This window comes from Aliinostoc maniaoense (assembly GCF_058172895.1).
The window spans coordinates 4,621,810-4,641,673 of the sequence record NZ_CP187952.1 but is presented as its reverse complement, the minus strand read 5'-3'; the positions used below and the strand labels follow the sequence as shown (position 1 = coordinate 4,641,673).

Genomic DNA, 19,864 nt, shown 5'->3' with positions numbered 1-19,864 from the left:
TTTTATCCAAAATAAAAACCTGGCACTGAGCGATTGTGGCAGGAGGCAACCCTCCAACTATCGTAGCCGCAGCAGCGTTTCACCTCTGAGTTCGGGAAGGGATCAGTGTGGTTCCACCGCGCCATAAGCACCAGGAAAAACTGGGGATTGGGGACTGGGGATTGGGGACTGGGAAGAAACTGTCTTAGCTAGTCCCCAGTAGCCAGTTCCCAGTCGCTTACACAACCCTGAAGACTGCAAGAAACGCGAATTGCCAATGATTATGAGGTCAAGCCCTCGGTCTGTTAGGACTCCTCAGCTACATACATTACTGCACTTCCACTTAGAGCCTATGAACGGGTGTTCTGCCCGTGACCTTACCTACTTTGCGTAGTGAGAACACTCATCTTGAGGTGGGCTTCCCACTTAGATGCTTTCAGCGGTTATCCGCTCCGAACTTGGCTACCCAGCGTCTACTGTTGGTACAATAACTGGTACACCAGCGGTTCGTTCCTCCCGGTCCTCTCGTACTAAGGAGGAATCCTCTCAATGTTCTTACGCCTGCACCGGATATGGACCGAACTGTCTCACGACGTTCTGAACCCAGCTCACGTACCGCTTTAATGGGCGAACAGCCCAACCCTTGGGACGTACTTCCGCCCCAGGTTGCGATGAGCCGACATCGAGGTGCCAAACCTCCCCGTCGATGTGGACTCTTGGGGGAGATCAGCCTGTTATCCCTAGAGTAACTTTTATCCGTTGAGCGACGGCCATTCCATTCTGCGCCGTCGGATCACTAAGGCCTACTTTCGTACCTGCTCGACTTGTCGGTCTTGCAGTCAAGCTCTCTTTATGCCTTTACACTCGCCGCACGGTTTCCAAGCGTGCTGAGAGAACCTTTGCGCGCCTCCGTTACCTTTTAGGAGGCGACCGCCCCAGTCAAACTGCCCACCTGAAACTGTCCTTCTACCGGATAACGGTAGCAAGTTAGAATCCTAGCTTCGCCAGAGTGGTATCTCACCGTTGACTCCATATCCCCCACAAGGAATATCTCTTCGTCTCCCACCTATCCTGCGCAAGCGAAGCCCGGACACAATTCCAGGCTACAGTAAAGCTTCATAGGGTCTTTCTGTCCAGGTGCAGGCAGTCCGTATCTTCACAGACATTCCTATTTCGCCGAGTCTCTCTCTGAGACACCATCCAGATCGTTACGCCTTTCGTGCGGGTCGGAACTTACCCGACAAGGAATTTCGCTACCTTAGGACCGTTATAGTTACGGCCGCCGTTCACCGGGGCTTCGGTCGTCAGCTTCATGTTACCACTGACCAACTTCCTTAACCTTCCGGCACTGGGCAGGCGTCAGCCCCCATACTTCCTCTTTCGAGTTCGCGGAGACCTGTGTTTTTGGTAAACAGTCGCCTGGATCTCTTCACTGCGACCAGCTCTCGCTGGCACCCCTTCTTCCGAAGTTACGGGGCCATTTTGCCGAGTTCCTTAGAGAGAGTTATCTCGCGCCCCTTGGTATTCTCAACCTCCCTACCTGTGTCGGTTTCGGGTACGGGTAATCTACTTTCATCACATTCCTAGCTTTTCTTGGCACTATCCTTCCCCACTCGGAGTTCGTAAACTCCTCCCAAACCAATCAGGGTGTGGCTATCTTTCATGCGTCCCTAGCAATGCTCCAGTACATTAGTCAGGGATTGTTGACCCTGTGTCCATCGACTACGCCTTTCGACCTCGCCTTAGGTCCCGACTAACCCAGAGTGGACGAACCTGGCTCTGGAACCCTTAGGGTTTCGGGGCATTGGATTCTCACCAATGTTTGCGCTACTCAAGCCGACATTCTCACTTCCGTTTCGTCCACAGCTGCTCGCCGCTACTGCTTCTTCCTACTACGGAACGCTCCCCTACCGATTAATGTTTAGTTAATCCCACAGCTTCGGTACATCACTTAGCCCCGTTCATTTTCGGCGCAAGACCGCTTGACTAGTGAGCTATTACGCACTCTTTCAAGGGTGGCTGCTTCTAGGCAAACCTCCTAGTTGTCTTTGCAGTCTCACCTCCTTTCTCACTTAGTGATGATTTGGGGACCTTAGCTGGTGGTCTGGGCTGTTTCCCTCTTGACAATGAAGCTTATCCCCCACTGTCTCACTGGCAATGTGTTCTCTAGGTATTCTGAGTTTGTCTCGATTTGGTACCGGTCTCCCAGCCCGCACCGAAACAGTGCTTTACCCCCTAGATATATTCATTACCGCTGCGCCTCAACACATTTCGGGGAGAACCAGCTAGCTCCTGGTTCGATTGGCATTTCACCCCTAACCACACCTCATCCGCCGATTTTTCAACATCGGTCGGTTCGGACCTCCACTTGGTTTTACCCAAGCTTCATCCTGGACATGGTTAGATCACCAGGGTTCGGGTCTATAAATACTGATTATCGCCCTCTTCAGACTCGGTTTCCCTTTGGCTCCAGCTACACCGCTTTAACCTACCAGTACCTATAACTCGCCGGCTCATTCTTCAACAGGCACGCGGTCATCCGTTTAATCGGACTCCCACTGCTTGTAAGCTCACGGTTTCATGTTCTATTTCACTCCCCTTCCGGGGTTCTTTTCACCTTTCCCTCGCGGTACTTGTTCTCTATCGGTCACACAGTAGTATTTAGCCTTACGAGATGGTCCTCGCTGATTCACATGGGATTCCTCGTGCCCCATGCTACTCGGGATTCAACTACTATCCTTAAGTTTTCGACTACAGGACTTTCACCTCCTCTGGTGCAGTATTTAGCTGCTTCGTCTAACCTCTAGATTCGATATCGTTGTCCCTCTACCCCAAAAGATATATCCTTTGGTTTAGGCTCTTCCCCTTTCGCTCACCACTACTTAGGGAATCTCTTTTGATTTCTTTTCCTCCAGCTACTAAGATGTTTCAGTTCGCTGGGTTGGCTCTTTCCTGTCTATATATTCAACAGGTAGTATTTAGGGTTTCCCCATTCGGATATCTCCGGCTCTATGTTTGCTTCCAACTCCCCGGAGCTTTTCGTCGGTAACCACGTCCTTCTTCGCCTCTGTGTGCCTAGGTATCCACCGTTCGCTCTTATTAGCTTGACCACTTTACATTGGTTTCTATCCGCAAACACTCGAATTTTTCTTGAAGATTCTTGTGTCTGCCTGCTATAATCGCGTTTCTATGCAGTTTTCAAGGTTCTGGCTGGATTTACCCAGCAGTCTAACTTCCGTTAGTTGCTGACTTTTCCTCTTTCTTTTCATGTGGAGGTTAGCGGACTCGAACCGCTGACATCCTGCTTGCAAAGCAGGCGCTCTACCAACTGAGCTAAACCCCCCAACCGAATTTTCGATTTTGGATTTGCGATTTTCGATTGAACAATACAATCTAAAATCTAAAATCGGCAATCTAAAATTCTTCAGGTGGGCCATCCTGGACTCGAACCAGGGACCTCACCCTTATCAGGGGTGCGCTCTAACCACCTGAGCTAATAGCCCATACGAACCTCATTATTAGTTTGAAAGCCTTACAACCTCTGCGACCGACCTAGAGTAGACCATCTCAGTCTCTATTTGCTCTTCGCTTCTGGCTTTTGGCTTTTGGCTTTTGGCTTTCGATTTCTGATTTGGGTAGGTCTCCCTAAAAAGGAGGTGATCCAGCCACACCTTCCGGTACGGCTACCTTGTTACGACTTCACCCCAGTCACCAGTCCTACCTTAGGCATCCCCCTCTCCGAAAAGTTGAGGTAATGACTTCGGGCGTGACCAGCTTCCATGGTGTGACGGGCGGTGTGTACAAGGCCCGGGAACGAATTCACTGCAGTATGCTGACCTGCAATTACTAGCGATTCCTCCTTCACGAAGGCGAGTTGCAGCCTTCGATCTGAACTGAGCTACGATTTCATGGATTTGCTTCACATCGCTGTGTCGCTGCCCTTTGTTCGTAGCATTGTAGTACGTGTGTAGCCCAAGACGTAAGGGGCATGCTGACTTGACGTCATCCCCACCTTCCTCCGGTTTGTCACCGGCAGTCTCTCTAGAGTGCCCAACTTAATGCTGGCAACTAAAAACGAGGGTTGCGCTCGTTGCGGGACTTAACCCAACATCTCACGACACGAGCTGACGACAGCCATGCACCACCTGTGTTTGCGCTCCCTAAGGCACTTTCCCCTTTCAGGGAAATTCGCAACATGTCAAGTCTTGGTAAGGTTCTTCGCGTTGCATCGAATTAAACCACATACTCCACCGCTTGTGCGGGCCCCCGTCAATTCCTTTGAGTTTCACACTTGCGTGCGTACTCCCCAGGCGGGATACTTAACGCGTTAGCTCCGGCACGGCTCGGGTCGATACAAGCCACGCCTAGTATCCATCGTTTACGGCTAGGACTACTGGGGTATCTAATCCCATTCGCTCCCCTAGCTTTCGTCCCTCAGTGTCAGTTACGGCCTAGTAGCACGCTTTCGCCACCGGTGTTCTTCCTGATCTCTACGCATTTCACCGCTACACCAGGAATTCCTGCTACCCCGAACGCACTCTAGCTCTGTAGTTTCCACTGCTCTTATGAGGTTGAGCCTCACTCTTTAACAGCAGACTTTCAGTGCCACCTGCGGACCCTTTACGCCCAATCATTCCGGATAACGCTTGCATCCTCCGTATTACCGCGGCTGCTGGCACGGAGTTAGCCGATGCTTATTCCTCAAGTACCTTCAGAACTTATTCCTTGAGAAAAGAGGTTTACAACCCAAGAGCCTTCCTCCCTCACGCGGTATTGCTCCGTCAGGCTTTCGCCCATTGCGGAAAATTCCCCACTGCTGCCTCCCGTAGGAGTCTGGGCCGTGTCTCAGTCCCAGTGTGGCTGATCATCCTCTCAGACCAGCTACTGATCGTCGCCTTGGTGCGCTCTTACCACACCAACTAGCTAATCAGACGCGAGCTCATCTCTAGGCAGCAAGCCTTTCACCTTCCGGCACATCCGGTATTAGCCACCGTTTCCAGTGGTTGTCCCCGACCTAAAGCTAGATTCTCACGCGTTACTCACCCGTCCGCCACTAAATCCTAAGATTCCGTTCGACTTGCATGTGTTAAGCATACCGCCAGCGTTCATCCTGAGCCAGGATCAAACTCTCCGTTTTGTTAAGTTTGCTTTTAGCTCTTTCTTTGGCTGCTCTTTTTACACCTCAGCCTGGTGTGTATTTTTCTTGACGCAGGCTAGTTGTTTTTTTCTGGCTTTCAAACTATAATTTTTTCAAGGTTCGGTTGCCTCGGACTGCGCTTCGTCGCGCTCTCCTTTCAGGCACTTATTCAATATAGCTAACCCTCTTGGGATTGTCAACTCTTTCCTCTAACTTTTTTTGTCTCTTTTTTCTTCCTCCTCAATATCCTTACGAGATAAGGATTTTAGCCTTCAGTCTTTCTTCTATTTCCTCATAATCTACCGACCTAAGCTGGTTATCTCCGGGATTTTTTAGTTTTTTTGAGTGCAGCTTCACGCACTGCTTGATTGAGTAGGTATCCGAAACCAGCTGCTTCTATTCGAGCAATAAAGTCCTGGGTAGTTTGTGAGAGTGCTTTGGCGGTTGCTTCCATATTCCAGTTGTGTTCGGCTAATTTGCTCAGTAGGTAAGCTCGGCGAATTTGTGCTTCTGATAGGCGATAAGTTTTGAGATATTCTAATTCTCCTGATTCCCTGATGATTGCTTCACCAATATAGTTTTCGTGTTTGGGTTGTAAGTCAGTGATGAACCTTTGCAGTAGAAAAGAACCGGCAGTATAAACTATCTGAGAATTTAGTTGGCGTTGTAATAATCCCTCTGCCATAAAGCCTTGGAACGATGCCCAGTCTTGTCGTATTTTGGCGATCGCTCCCCTCAAATCTGCCAGACTATTAATGTTGGCATCATCTACGGTGGTTTCCATCCGCCAAGTTGTGTCATACAGTAAGCTGTACTGGTAAATCAACTCACCATAAAAGTCTTCTAAAAGGCTGGTATGCAAGGCACGATAGTCTTCTGGAGTGGGGACTACAAAAGCGGATGCTAATGATTCAGCTACAAAAACTAACACCCCCACTTGTTTTTCGTGAATTTCAAACACACGTAAAGCATCTTCCAAACCAGCTATGTAACGTCCATTCACGGCAGTTTCGTAGCGCGAACCCAAACCATGAGAGAGGGCATATTTAGAATACTCACGCCAAGCAATTGTCGTACCAGAGAAAAATAGTGATAAAAAACCTTCCATTGCTAGGTGTAAAGGTAAAAATCTCAGTTGATTAGACGATTCTCTTTTGGCCATGCGGTGCATTAAGCGGACGCTTGCACAACCATATTCTTGACTTTGTCCGTCGGGTTTGAGTATCTGTCCACCAAAGCTGGCGACGGGACTACCATCATCAGTCCACGACATCACCAAGCCGTGGGGAACATAGGAAAAATATTTGATGCCTGGTTCTGTAAATTTTCCTTCTAAATTAACAACTGTTATATCTTCTTGATAGGAACGACGGGTTAAGCGTAAATCATCACGGATGTTCTGCCGGATGAGTGGCACAATGCGGACTGCACCTCTTACTTGTGAAGGGGCAATGTCTAATCCTTTCAGAGATATATCTGCTAATAATCTTTTCTTTTGTGCCATTTTTAACCTCTGATGGAATTGTTCAACATCTGTTGCACTCTGGCGGCTAAATAATCTTCTAGTTCTGATAAAGGTGCAGAACCATCAGCAAATCGGGCAAACCCTAGCATTGTGGGTAAATCTTCTGCATCTCTGAGTCCGACAGTGGGGATGTTGGGGCTAAGATTTTGTAATGAAAAGTCTTCAGCATTAAATACGGGGTTGCAGTGAATTATGGAAGTTAGTTTTTGGATATCTAATTTGGTGCGATAAATTCGCAGCACTTGTGCCGCACCGTTGGGTGGGTCATTTTCACAACCGTCAGAGATAATCACTACTAAGTCTGCACCGGATGCTAAGGCGTTTAGTAAGGGTGTAGCTAAATCAGTTTGTCCATAGGGACGGACTAGTAATGGTTCTGGTGTGGGTACTGTCCAAAAAGCGCGATATTCTTGTGAGGCTGCTTTGAGTAGGTAGTGTGCAGCTAAGGCTACACCCAAGGGACGGCGACGTTTTTCACTAGAGCCGGAACTGGAATAACTGCAATCTAAGACTGCTGCAACTTTTCCTAATTTTAAAGGTGCTTTTTTTAACGTGAATTGTGCCGATCGCTCTAAAGCTTGGGTTAAAATTGCTTGTTGCTGTTTTCGTGTTTCCCAAGGTAAGGAAAGAATATATAACGCCAGCTTGGTTAAGGGAAGACGACCCAAATCTACATCTATATCTACTTTCTCACTCCGTTCTGCTACACCTTGGAAACGCAACTTTTCACCCAAAGTCATTTGCTCTTGAATACGGGATAAAAAAACATCACGGGGAATTTTATGTTTAGTGGCTAAACCTTCGGCGACTGTAAACGGTAATTTATAAACGGCTTCGGCACTGTAGTGTGCTTGGCGAAAGTTTTCAAATAACTCGGTGTTATAAACTTTTTGTTGCCAGTTACGGAATAAGAAATTACCTAATTCACCTTGTAATTTCAGGTGGGCATGGGTGGCGATCGCTCGTACTTTAGCACGATATTTCACCGCATCAAAACTAATATCACGCCGCATACTTAAATAATCTCTTGCGATCGCTCTACTACGACGATTGTTAATTTTTCTTTGGCGTAGTTGTTGCAAAACTCCCCAGGCTCTCTGGGGTGGTAGGGTGTTGAGTGTATGGGCAATCAGCGCGCCTTCCTCTTCTCGATGTTCGGGATGTGTGTTTTTCCCTGTTGCTAATAGTTTTAGGATGATTTGAGCTTGATTGAAATGATTGATACCTGCTGCTAAAGAACGGGTGTATAGTAAGCGGTAATTACCGAGAATATAGTCATGTAAAAAATTAATTGATACTCTTTGACCGTAAGCATCATCATAAAATTCACGTTGTCCTGTGCAAGCAAGGCAAGCATTAATAAACATGACCAAATCTTCTTGTGCAACTTGGTCGGAACGGTTAATAGTCATAATTCTGAAGGGGGTGCTGTTCGGGGAAAGGCGGCACAACTGACTAGGACAGTTTTACAGACTGGGTTCGGAAGTTGTACCATAGTCCCGCGAACAGCAAGCTTTATGTAAGTTTTTTGAACGCAGAGTGACGCTAAGTCGGCGCAGAGGGGCGCAGAGAGTTTTTAATTAAATAGGGGTGCAGTTAATTGTTGCTGGGTTTTAAAGAGGCGTTGGAGAAGTATTTCTGCTAATTGACTTAAGTTTGTCACAAAAATTCCTGTCGCGCTTTCTAAGTCTGATGTTAGCCAAGTGCCTTTAAGAATAATTTCAGCACAGGAGGCATCACAAGGGCAGATTTCTAAGATATTTTCTTGAGATAGTTGTTTTAAGTCGGCAATAAGAGATGATTCGTTGGCGATTAGAAATGTAGCTGTAGTGGGTTCAATATGAAGTTTTGTAGCAGAATACAAGGCTAAAATCACTCTTTTACTTACCCAATCTGGCAAAGATTCGTTGAGATGTTCTAAGTGAAAGCTGTTTTCTGTGTAAGTTAGTTTTAACATAATTGGTATTAGTAATATTTTTGCGGTTGGTGATTTATAGGTTGAGGTTTTTATTTGTATGCTGGAGTTGCTTTGTCTATAAAATCAGGATATGCGGAGGAACTTCCCCGAAGCGAATTAGGGGAACTATCGCCGCAAACGCTTGTAAATTCAATATATTCAAGCTAGAGGAAGTTGCAAAACTTGGGGGAATCCCCGAACTTTGTTGATTTTGGCGACAACAGCGATGGCAAGAGCGAGTTACGGTACAGAAGCAAAAAAGCGATCGCGGCACTTATTAGGGTTGCTGTTGGCTTATGCTAATGATGCAATGGACTGTAATGAGTCGGCTTTAGATGCTTTACGTCCGCAGATTCAAACTCGTTGGCTAAATGAATATCGGCTGGTTGTCAGAACAAAAGTTAGATTTCTCCAAGCACTAACAACTTTGATTTCTGGCGATATTTCCTTAAATGCAGAACAAATTAAGGAATCTCTCAAGCGGTTTGCTGATTTTTTGGAAATTTTAGAGGATAATCGTCCCTCTCGCAGTGGTTCAGAAACTTGGCACTTTACTCTTAATTTGTGGTACAAACGCCAAGACATAGCAGCTAATTTGCAACAATTTGATCAAGAATGGGAACGTCGCCGTTCTGAAAAGTCACATCCAGTAGTGGCAAAACCACAAGCAACTGTAGAACAGACTGCTACTTTACTTATAGATTGGCAACAAATTTGTCGTGCTGATTTAGAACTCAACAATATTCAACGCCTGACAACTAATCCTTTAACAATCGCTGATGGATTAAGTTTTGCATTAAATCAAGTTTACGTTTCTTTGGGATTGGTAGAACAAAAACAGCGATCGCGTTATCGTGGCGATGTTACTCCTCAGAATGGCTCTCGTTTATATGAGCCAGAAGATACCGAAGTAACTCAAACTTTTGACCATGATGAATTTTTACAACAGATAATACAAGCAAAACAAAGTAAACGAATTGCCATCATCGGCGAACCAGGCGCAGGTAAAACTACGTTACTTCAGAAAATTGCTACTTGGATATTAGATAATACTACTGATTTACCTATCTGGGTTTCTTTAGCAGATTTGCAAGGTAAGAATTTAGAACAGTATTTAGTTCAAGATTGGCTACCTGCGGCTACTCGTAAGTTACGTGTTTCTCCAGAGGTAGAGGAGGAATTTTGTCAACAGTTTAATCAAGGAAGGGTGTGGTTATTACTAGATGCAGTTGATGAAATGGCGATCGCATCTACTCTGGCTTTAACAAAAATCAGTAACTATCTCAAAGGTTGGGTAGCAGATGCCACAGTAATTTTAACTTGTCGCCGTAACGTTTGGGATGCAGGTAAAAATGTTTTAGAGAATTTTGATACCTATTGCAATTTGCATTTTACTTACGGTGATAGTCAGACACCAGACCGAGTCAAACAATTTATTCAGCGTTGGTTTAGTCCTGATTCAAGTATAGGGGAAAAACTACGATTTGAGTTAGAACAGCCCGAACGGCGACGCATTAAAGATGCAGTCAAAAATCCCTTACGGTTAGCTTTATTGTGCCGCATTTGGGGATTAGGACAAGGAAGATTGCCTAATACAAAATTCATGTTATATGAACAATTTGTTGAGGCGATTTATGAATGGAAACAAGACCGTTTTCCGACAACTTTCTCCCAGAGACAAGAGTTAAATCAAGCTTTGGGTAAATTGGCATTATTAGCTATTAGTCAAGAAAAAACTAAATTTAGAATCAAACATAGCTTTATATTGCAAGTATTGGGTAATCCTGATGATGGTTTATTTCAATTAGCATTGCAATTAGGCTGGCTTAATCAAGTAGGTATATCAGAAGCCATTACTGAAAAAGTTTATGCTTTTTATCACCCAAGTTTTCAGGAATATTTTGCGGCTCAACATATCAAAGATTGGCGTTTTTTTATAGGTTGGCAGTTAGACAATAGTATCAATAATTGTATTTTTGCATCCCAGTGGCGGGAAGTAATTCTACTATGGCTGGGGAGAAATGACATACCAGAAGCAGAGAAAACAGCATTTATCGCAGCTTTAACTAATTTTGATGATAATTGTGGTGGATTTTATAGTTATCAAGCCTACTTTTTGGCAGCACAAGGGATAGCAGAATTTAGCGATTTTCACAATGCTGATGAGATAATTCAGCAATTAATTAAGTGGCGTTTTGGCTATTTTCATTCCCAAAAACAAAAGTGGTGGAGATACCCGCCGCCTATTGTGGAAGGTGCTAGGGTAGCATTACTGAAAACTGATCGAGTCAAAGCGATCGCATCTCTAGAAAAATTTATTCAATCATGCGACAATGAGTTTGATAGTTGGAATGCTGCCTATAGTTTGGGTAAAACTTTTGACCCTGGAAATAAAATTGCGATCGCTACTCTGGAAAACTTAGTTAAAGCAGTCCGTCATGAATCTATCCGTTGGCAAGCTGCCTATAGTTTGGGTAGAGTAGATCCTGGTAATGCTATTGCGATCGCTGCTTTATTACAAATAATCACATCCACTAAAAATGAAGCAACACGCCGCAAAGCTGCTTATGCTTTGGGCAAATTGGATGCTAATAATACTATAGCAATTTCCACATTAGAAACAATAGCCGCCTCAGCTACAGATAAATCACAACGACAACAAGCTGTAGAAAATTTAATTGTTTTGCGTCGCGGCGAAATTATAAATAAAAATCACACTCAGCCTCTACCAAAATATCAACCGATATCTTCCCCACCTGCTGCCAAAATTACAGCATTAATCAGAGGGATTATCTCCTGTGATGATGAAAATACTCAAAGACGCAGAGCTTATAAATTAGCACAACTCGCTCCAGGTAATGACATAGCATTGACAACTTTATTAACTCTACTCAAATCAACTAAAAGTAAATCTTTACAGAAACGAGCAGCAGATAACATTAAGGAAACTATTATTTGTGAACAATTCCCAAAAGTGATTGCTGATTTAAAGGAATATTTTACTGATACTTCACCACCAGAAAATTTACACTTGTACTGTGATGCTTATAAATTAATTTGGCACTGTGCAGAAAATATGAGTTATCAAGAGTTTTGTGCAGCTTGGCATGATAATTAAGAAATTTTATGGCAAGTAACGCAGAGATTTGATCAGCCTCGTGACGTGCTAGCAATTGTGTTGGTTCTTTCTGAAGGATCTGATAGCGATCGCTCTCACATTGGATACCAGTGGAATCAAGTCCTTCAACATTATTAACCAATCTTACCCTGATGTGGCTACAATCACAGAATTATCGTTGCATAAGTCTTATTTTAAATCTTTAAATAAGATTGTTGTTAATCAAGGGATCAGCGAACAAATTTTGCTATGCTGGACTCTGTAATCGAGTAGTTTGCCTAAATTCACTATAGCCCAATACTATTGCAGTTCAGCAAGCTAAAATTACCACACAGTAAATTAACGTACAGTATAATTTGGTTTTGCAACTAAAAGTTCATAATTTACTCTAGGTAATTAGACGATCGCTCTCAAAAGTTGATATTTTTTTATATGGAGGCTCAACAACCTGTCTAAGCAATTGTCTAGCTGTGTTGGACTCACTTACGCTCATTTGCAATTTTTTTATGAGTCATCATCTACCCCACACCAAGATACCGGCTCCGTGCATTGTTAACACGGGCATTATTGTGAATAAACTCGACATGAAGCGATTATTGGCTGATTTAGGTCGAGTCCACTACATCTACACCCAAGAAGACAGGCTACTGAGCGAGGGTGAAGGGGATGTGATGGAAGTGTTTGCTAACCCGCAAAGGTCTACCTTAGTCGCTAATAGTGCGCTTTACCTAAATGTTGAGAGTTTTGATTATTTGGAACTCAAACAGTCTCCGCAACAACAAACCTATTTTGATTTAATGCAAGAAGGTATGTGTTTGCGACTCATTCCCTTATCCACCCCATTCCAAGAACGTCAACAGAGACAATGGAATGTGAGTGCGATCGAAGCTATGATGGACGAAGTGCTAGCTGCTAGATGGGATGCAGAAATTGATGATGACTGTTCTGATACCTTCTAAAGACAAGCTTACCCAAATTTTAGCCCCAGCATTTCAATAACGTAGTGGAGTGACACAACTAAAATTGAGCTAGTTTCTCATCTTCATCTCCAACAGAGTGAAGAACAGAAACTAGTGCCTTGACATACCTCTTAGTTGTCTCATCCCCCTACGCAAAATTTAACTCACACGGAGGCTCAATAATATAGCTATTATCTCAGTCTAAGTCTGTAATCATACTTGTCTGAAACTATTCTGTAAAAAGTTTTAGGAATCATACTAGAAGAACAACTGCCATCCGCATCAAAAATTTTAAAAGATGATTGTTTCAGACAAAATGTAGCTGTTCTTCTATCTCGCAATTCCCACGGCTGCCATTCGTTATCAGCTGCATAGATATAAGCAGAAACTCGTCTCATATCACCAGTAAGAATTGTTTCACACTCACCCGAATTTACGTGAGTCCACCCACTAGCTACCCAACTATCCTCTGAATACCAAGCTTTGGCTACATAAGCTTTATCAGATGAGGAATTACAGACAATCAAATCAGCTTTAGCCTCAACAGCTGTACCCATAACTAAGGGCATAGATAGTAACCCAGAAATAAATAAGTAATTGACAGCCTTCATGTTGATGAAAAAATTTTTTGGAGTTGATTTAAAAGTAATCGCAGACTATTGATTAACTGACTTGAGGATAAAAATCCTCAGCTAATTAATTACGTCGGCATACTTATTTGTTAGTTAAATTCACTGACAATACCATCAATTCCAGAAATTTTAGGTAACAAAAAGAAAACTGTTTTCTTACCAACTTTTTCCTTCAGGGTAGTGAAAGACAGCAACAACGTGTTATGTTAACGAAGCATCGATATTAGACAAAAAGCGACAAGCAAACATCAAGATTTATTTGCTGGTATATTTAGTAACAGATTTCTAAATATCTAGGAAATAAAACCCTCAAACCAATTTTCCCATTAGCGATCGCCTGATTTTACCTTGAGTGCTATCTTTTCTTATCAATCTTTGGCTCGTTGTAGCCAAACAAAAGCCAGAGCCGGGGTATTTTTAACACCTCATGGTGTTGTAGAAACTCCCCGATTTATGCCTGTAGGAACGCTGGCTAATGTCAAAACTGTTACCCCAGCCCAATTAAAAGAAACTGGGGCGCAGATGGTTTTATCTAATACCTATCATCTCCATCTCCAACCAGGGGAAGCAATTGTGGCGGGTGGTGGTGGTTTGCATAAGTTCATGGGTTGGGATGGGCCAATGCTAACTGATTCTGGTGGGTTTCAGGTCTTTAGCTTAAGTGAAATGCGGAAAATTACTGAAGAAGGGGTAACTTTTCGCTCTCCCCATGATGGACAAATTATTAAGTTAACACCAGAACGCTCTATAGAGATTCAAAATATCCTAGGGGCAGATGTGATTATGGCCTTTGATGAATGTCCACCCTACCCAGCAACACGTCAAGAGGTGGAAGCTGCGACTGAACGCACTTACCGTTGGCTACAACGTTGTATGGTAGCCCATGAGCGTAGTGATCAAGCATTATTTGGGATTGTGCAAGGGGGGGTATATCTAGATTTACGCGCTAAAGCTGCTCATGCTTTAACTGAATTAGATTTACCAGGTTATGCTATTGGCGGCGTGAGTGTGGGAGAACCGCCAGAACTGATGGCGCAAATTGTCCAAGCGACTGCACCCTTGTTACCACCGGAAAAACCCCGCTATTTGATGGGTGTGGGGACGTATCGAGAAATGGTAATTGCGATCGCTTCCGGGATAGACTTATTTGATTGTGTCATTCCTACCCGTTGGGCTAGACATGGTACAGCGATAGTCAACGGTGAACGTTGGAATTTAAAAAATGCCAAGTTTCGTGAAGATTTCGCACCATTAGACGAAACTTGTCCTTGTTATGCTTGTCAAAATTTTAGTCGGGCTTACATTTCTCATTTAGTGCGATCGCAAGAAATTTTAGCTTATACCTTATTGAGCATTCATAACATCACCGAACTGATTCGCTTTACTCAAAAAATTCGTGAAGCAATATTAAGCGATCGCTTCATGGCAGAATTTGGCCATTGGCTCAATTCATCCGAAAATGCAGAACTAGGGTGAAAGGAAAAAATTTTTTCCATGCCCTATGCCCAATTACCAATGCCCAAACCATGTTAAGATACATCTCAATTATGAAAGCTGTGTTGGATTAGGTGGATTTAAACAAACATGGAAGCCGCACTATTATTAGCAAAATTGCCTGAAGCCTACCAAATCTTTGATCCTTTGGTAGATGTTCTCCCAGTTATTCCCGTTTTCTTTTTGTTACTTGCTTTTGTATGGCAAGCAGCAGTGGGATTTAGATAACTTCAAACATAATCAATTGATGGGATAGGTAAATTACCTGTCCCATTTTTTTATCACAATACTATCTTGATAATTCTTAATTATTTGTAATAATTAAGAAAAAATTATTAATATAGGTGTGTAACCCGGCCAGCGTGCAGTTAAAGAGGAATTATTTAGTTATGGGTAACATCAAATTTGTCAAAGAAAATAAAGAAGTCATCGCCGCAGATGGTGCTAACTTGCGACTAAAAGCAATGGAAAATGGAGTTGACATCTATAAACTTATTGGCAAACTCACAAATTGCGGCGGCTATGGCCAGTGTGGTACTTGTATAGTCGAAATAGTAGAAGGAATAGAAAATCTTTCTACTCCTACAGATGTGGAAAATCGAATGCTCAAGAAAAAGCCCGCGAATTATCGTCTAGCTTGTCAAACCTTAGTTAATGGTGCAGTTAGCGTAGTCACTAAACCTTAATCTTGTTGATTTTTCCTGGTATCAGCTTTTGCCATTGCCTGAGTAAAAAAAAGAGCTAACACTGGCATTGATGATGCTATCCTAAAATTGTTGACTGGAAATTTAAAGAGAGGCTTCCTTGCCATGCAAGTTAATGACCTGGGGTTCGTAGCGAGCATTCTGTTCGTATTAGTTCCCTCTGTATTTTTAATAGTTCTTTACATCCAAACTGCTAGCCGCGAAGGTAAAAAAGATAGTTGATCATTGTTTGTTAAAGGTAAAAACCCCTCTACCATTCGGTAATAGGGGTTTTTACTGATTAACGGCTAGACTACCAAACAGGCTTAAGCCGTTGTCCGTGCTAATAAAACTGGACAAGTAGCATTAACTCTGACATAGTCTGACAAAGAAGCACCGATGAGTCGGTCAATATCGACAAAATTCTTCGCTACGGATGGACGGCGATCAGGAGAACCAAGTAATAATAAGTCTACGGTCAATTGTTCAGTCAAACGACAAATCTCTTCTCCTGGTTTACCGCTACTGGTATAACAACGAGTTGATACACCATATTTTTGTGCTTCTGCTACAGCTGCGGCTAAGACTGGGTTTTTATCTGGGCTAATTTCAGCTACTTCTGAGGTTTTACCACGTAAATCAGTTGTGATGTTAGCTAAAATTAATTGACTACCCTGAATCCCTTGCAGTAAGAACAAAGCTAAATTTAAGCAATGTTTAGCAGCATCAGAGTTATCCATCGCCACCATGATGCGTTTAATTCTCTTGACATAAATGTCATCCTTAACCAACAACATGGGGCGAGAAGACAATTGAAACACATACTGACTTACAGAGTTCGATAAAATTGATTGCAGACGCTTTAGTCCGCGTGAACCCATAATAATTAAGTCAGCATCTATTTCATCTGCTACCTGGCAGACAACATCTTTAGGATCACCTTGGCGTAAAATCGAAGACACTTGAGAAGGATCTAAATTCAAAGATTGAATGGCATTCGCTAGAATTTTGCCGCCTTCTTCCCATTTGTCTGTCATTGCAGCCGAAGTGCTTTGAGCAGGAACAACGTGGAGAACTGTCACTTTTGCATTTTGGATTGATGGCACTTCCTTCAAAGTCTTAAGCATTTCTTCGGCGTGTCCTAATCCAGAAACCGCTAGCAAAATCTTTTCTATCATTGTTACTTCTTTGTTGTTAAGGTTGCTTGGTGTTTAATCTTTAGTAGTTAATGCCAATGAGATTGTCACCACTTTGCTCAACAACCTAGTTATTAAGCTAGCACAAAGCAAATTTTTATCATTAGTCAATTAACACCCAAAGGTGTAATTTTCTGAAATCCTAATGATTTTTTAAGTTTGTTTGTGGCTTATTTCCTTAACTTTTCAACTAGGTTTCAATAATTAAGCTTACTCTCAATATTGCCTGATAAGTTTCAGAATTGATGATATTAGTTATTTTTTTTAATCAATATTAAATAATTTTAATTAGAGAAACGTTAAGTATTGCAAAGCTGGAGTTGCGAAGAGTAGCTAAGATGATGATTAATTCTAAAAAAACAGGGGACAGGTGAGAGGTAAAAATGAATAGAAAGGAGAAAAGAATCGTGTTTATCTCTCAAAAAACACAGAGATGTAGGGGTATAGAGAAACAAAAAGCTGTTACTTCTATATTTTGCTAGTGCCTAGCCGTGCTAGTGAGAGTCTCCTATCTTGCTATTTCGTACTACTTCTACTTGGTGGGTTACAACACAATAAGATATTAAACAAATCCCTACATTTATAGATTTTACTTATATTTAAGATAATCAGGAATGACTATTATTATATCTAATGTTTTGAGATGTATTTTTAGTATTATCCAATAAATGTCAATATCCAAATTTGAGTGAATTGTACAAATTTTTAGAAGTTAATGTAATCGCATCTCAACATTGACTACTACGCGAAGAATTTGGGGTAAAAGTGTAAGAGTCTGTGAGATAACCCTTATACCATTACTGCCAAATTCTTCCTAACTCACCCACTAACTAAAGTATTGTAATGTTCAGATCAAGTTGGTAATAAACCGTTATGTTTGAGCAAAGAAGTAGTACTCGGTTGACGACCCCGGAACGCTTGAAAAACCTCCATTGGGTGTTGACTACCACCGAGAGCTAGCACAGTATCTCTATATCGTCTACCTGTAGCTTTCAGAGCTTCTTCATCTTCTAGTCCTGCTTCCTCAAAAGCAGCAAACGCATCAGCACTTAATACTTCCGCCCACTTGTAACTGTAGTAACCTGCCGCATAACCACCTTCAAAAATATGCCCAAAGGCACACAAGAAGGCATCTTCTGGTAGTGGAGGTAAGACGGTAGTAGTCTTAGCCATACGGTGACGCACATCAGCAGCCGTTTCATTGCTACCTGGGCGATAACGAGAGTGCAATTCTAAATCAACGCTGCTAAAGTGAATTTGTCGCAAAATCAGGCTACCACTCATGTAATTACGAGCCGCTAGGAGTTTTTGATAATAATGCTCTGGTAGCAATTCCCCAGTTTCGTAATGTTTAGCCATACTAAACAAAGTAGTACGCTCATAGCACCAATTTTCCATAAACTGGCTAGGTAATTCTACAGCATCCCACTCAACATTATTGATTCCTGCTGCACCACTGTAGTCAACCTGAGTCAGCATATGGTGTAAACCATGACCAAACTCATGAAAGAGAGTTTCTACTTCATAGAAAGTCATCAAACTAGGTTTACCATCCACTGGCGGAGTTTGGTTACAAATCAAATACGCCACAGGTAAACGAATACTAGTCACACCATTATCTGTGATTTTGCTACGATTGATGCAAACATCCATCCAAGCACCACCACGCTTTTCGGCGGGACGACTGTAAGGATCTAAATAGAAGTAGGCAATGGGAGTGCCGGTTTCATCAGCTATTTGGAAATAACGCACATCTTCATGCCAAACTGGAGCTTGACCATCAGCTGGGGTGACAGTAACACCAAAAAGCCGATTAACTAGACCAAATAAACCTTCTAAAACTTGGGGTAAGGGGAAGTAAGGACGTAGTTCTTCGGCGGTGAAAGCAAATTTTTCTTCTCGTTGGCGTTCAGCCCAAAAACTGAGATCCCAGTGTTGCAAATCTTGGGCTGCTGCTGTTCCCTTAGCAGCAGCAAAGGCTTTGAGTGCTTCTAAATCTTGGGTTGCAGCATCATAACTAACCGATCGCAATTCTTCTAACAGTGCTTCTACTGCTTCCACATTGGAGGCCATTTTACTAATTAAGCTTAATTCAGCAAAGTTTTGAAATCCGAGTAAATTAGCTAATTCTTGGCGCAACTCCAAAATGCGCTCAATCAGGGGTTGATTATCTAACTCTCCAGATGAAGCACGGGTGATATATGCCTTGTAGAGCTTTTCACGCAAATCACGACGGGTACTGTGCTGCATGAAGGGGTTGTAGCTGGGGAAGTCTAATGTCACACGCCAAGGGCCATTTTCTGGTGTGGCTTTTTCTGCTCCAGCTGCACGAGCTGCTTGAGCAGCTAAACTCAGCCAACTTTGGGGTAAACCATCAACTTCTGCTGGAGTTGTCAGGGTTAAGCTAAAAGCTTTGGTAGCATCTAAAACATGATTGGAGAACTTAGTAGAAAGTTCTGCTAACTCCATTTGAATAGCATTAAAACGTTCCCGTGCTTCTCCTTGTAAGCCGACACCGGACAGTTCAGCATCACGAATAGCAGCTGTCACAATTCTTTGTTGAGCTGATGCTAAATTTTGCCAACTATCACTGGCACGGAGTTCTTTAAAAGCATTGTAAATGGGTTGGCTTTGTCCGAGTTTATTAATGAACTGGATTACCTGTGGTTGTACATTTTCATAGGCTTGGCGTAATTCTGGGCTATTTTTAACTCCCATTAAATGACTGACAATACCCCAACTCCAATAGAGACGTTCTGTGAGTTTTTCTAGAGGTTCTACTAAACTACTCCAGTCAGGTTGGATATTAGCTTCTAAGCTTGTAAGTTGGGTGTCGAGTTCTGCCAACAGCTGATTAAAGGCTGGTATGACTTGTTCTGGTGTAATTTCTCCAAAAGGAGGCAGCCCAGAACCTTTGAGTAAAGGATTTTCAGGAATAGTAGTATTTGCACTCATGGTTATATATCAGCAACAGATACAGATTTTGAGACTCCCCATGCCTCAAGCTACCCATTACCTGGATCTTTCTCAATATTTGTGAGAGTATTCGCTCACGTTTTTTATCACCCTGATTTGTTTGTTGTTCATTCTCAATAAAAACGCTGTTTTGGCGAGAATACTAAGTACGAATTTGCCAAGTATGCTTAAAAATTCAAGTTTTAAGATGCTTACAGAATCATGGTTT

Annotated in this window: 12 protein-coding genes, 2 tRNA genes and 3 rRNA genes; 6 read left to right on the top strand and 11 right to left on the bottom strand. The window is 42.8% G+C overall.

The window, feature by feature from the left end:
* Nucleotides 1–17 precede the first annotated feature (17 nt).
* The 8 genes from rrf to ACPZ3T_RS20050 form a co-directional block, all read right to left on the bottom strand.
* Nucleotides 18–135 (bottom strand): 5S ribosomal RNA (gene rrf, locus ACPZ3T_RS20085).
* A 129-nt stretch (nt 136–264) separates the two neighbouring features.
* Nucleotides 265–3,089, bottom strand: a 23S ribosomal RNA gene (locus tag ACPZ3T_RS20080).
* Between the two features lie 160 nt (nt 3,090–3,249).
* A tRNA-Ala gene (locus tag ACPZ3T_RS20075) sits at nt 3,250–3,322 on the bottom strand.
* Nucleotides 3,323–3,408: 86 nt separating this feature from the next.
* A tRNA-Ile gene (locus ACPZ3T_RS20070) sits at nt 3,409–3,482 on the bottom strand.
* Between the two features lie 146 nt (nt 3,483–3,628).
* Nucleotides 3,629–5,116, bottom strand: a 16S ribosomal RNA gene (locus ACPZ3T_RS20065).
* Together the 16S, 23S and 5S rRNA genes with 2 tRNA genes alongside form the textbook arrangement of a ribosomal RNA operon.
* Nucleotides 5,117–5,432: 316 nt before the next feature.
* The gene (locus tag ACPZ3T_RS20060; protein WP_490271216.1) at nt 5,433–6,620 is read right to left on the bottom strand and encodes an ARPP-2 domain-containing protein; all 1,188 of its coding nucleotides are present in this window, start codon (nt 6,618–6,620) and stop codon (nt 5,433–5,435) included.
* 2 nt (nt 6,621–6,622) lie between these two features.
* Nucleotides 6,623–8,053 carry a hypothetical protein gene (locus ACPZ3T_RS20055; protein WP_490271215.1) on the bottom strand — a complete coding sequence of 477 codons (1,431 nt, stop codon included), beginning with the start codon at nt 8,051–8,053 and terminating at the stop codon, nt 6,623–6,625.
* Nucleotides 8,054–8,217: 164 nt separating this feature from the next.
* Complete coding sequence (locus ACPZ3T_RS20050) at nt 8,218–8,598, bottom strand: alr0857 family protein (RefSeq protein ID WP_490271214.1); 381 nt, start codon at nt 8,596–8,598, stop codon at nt 8,218–8,220.
* Between the two features lie 226 nt (nt 8,599–8,824).
* Between ACPZ3T_RS20050 and ACPZ3T_RS20045 the strand changes: the two genes are divergently transcribed.
* Both ACPZ3T_RS20045 and ACPZ3T_RS20040 read left to right on the top strand, forming a co-directional pair.
* The gene (locus tag ACPZ3T_RS20045) at nt 8,825–11,716 is read left to right on the top strand and encodes a HEAT repeat domain-containing protein (protein ID WP_490271213.1); all 2,892 of its coding nucleotides are present in this window, start codon (nt 8,825–8,827) and stop codon (nt 11,714–11,716) included.
* A gap of 506 nt (nt 11,717–12,222) precedes the next feature.
* Nucleotides 12,223–12,675, top strand: coding sequence for a hypothetical protein (locus ACPZ3T_RS20040; protein ID WP_490271212.1), 453 nt, complete (start codon nt 12,223–12,225; stop codon nt 12,673–12,675).
* A 191-nt stretch (nt 12,676–12,866) separates the two neighbouring features.
* Here the strand turns inward: ACPZ3T_RS20040 and ACPZ3T_RS20035 are convergent, their stop codons facing one another.
* Complete coding sequence (locus ACPZ3T_RS20035) at nt 12,867–13,244, bottom strand: DUF1036 domain-containing protein (protein ID WP_490271211.1); 378 nt, start codon at nt 13,242–13,244, stop codon at nt 12,867–12,869.
* Between the two features lie 411 nt (nt 13,245–13,655).
* On the opposite strand from ACPZ3T_RS20035, the gene tgt reads away from it, so the two are divergent.
* The 4 genes from tgt (at nt 13,656) to psbM (ending at nt 15,727) form a co-directional block, all read left to right on the top strand.
* Nucleotides 13,656–14,783, top strand: a complete 1,128-nt coding sequence (tgt, locus tag ACPZ3T_RS20030; protein WP_490271210.1) for a tRNA guanosine(34) transglycosylase Tgt — start codon at nt 13,656–13,658, stop codon at nt 14,781–14,783.
* A gap of 108 nt (nt 14,784–14,891) precedes the next feature.
* Nucleotides 14,892–15,029 carry a photosystem II reaction center protein K gene (locus ACPZ3T_RS20025; RefSeq protein WP_006195022.1) on the top strand — a complete coding sequence of 46 codons (138 nt, stop codon included), beginning with the start codon at nt 14,892–14,894 and terminating at the stop codon, nt 15,027–15,029.
* A 161-nt stretch (nt 15,030–15,190) separates the two neighbouring features.
* Complete coding sequence (locus tag ACPZ3T_RS20020) at nt 15,191–15,487, top strand: 2Fe-2S iron-sulfur cluster-binding protein (RefSeq protein ID WP_490271209.1); 297 nt, start codon at nt 15,191–15,193, stop codon at nt 15,485–15,487.
* Between the two features lie 123 nt (nt 15,488–15,610).
* Nucleotides 15,611–15,727 (top strand): photosystem II reaction center protein PsbM, encoded by a 117-nt coding sequence (psbM, locus tag ACPZ3T_RS20015; RefSeq protein ID WP_096604004.1) that lies wholly within the window; start codon nt 15,611–15,613, stop codon nt 15,725–15,727.
* Nucleotides 15,728–15,810: 83 nt separating this feature from the next.
* Here psbM and ACPZ3T_RS20010 read toward each other — a convergent pair whose 3' ends face one another.
* Nucleotides 15,811–16,662: a universal stress protein gene (locus ACPZ3T_RS20010; protein WP_490271208.1), complete on the bottom strand. Its 852-nt coding sequence runs from the start codon at nt 16,660–16,662 to the stop codon at nt 15,811–15,813.
* 870 nt (nt 16,663–17,532) lie between these two features.
* Nucleotides 17,533–19,635: a M3 family metallopeptidase gene (locus ACPZ3T_RS20005; protein WP_490271207.1), complete on the bottom strand. Its 2,103-nt coding sequence runs from the start codon at nt 19,633–19,635 to the stop codon at nt 17,533–17,535.
* Nucleotides 19,636–19,864 lie beyond the last annotated feature (229 nt).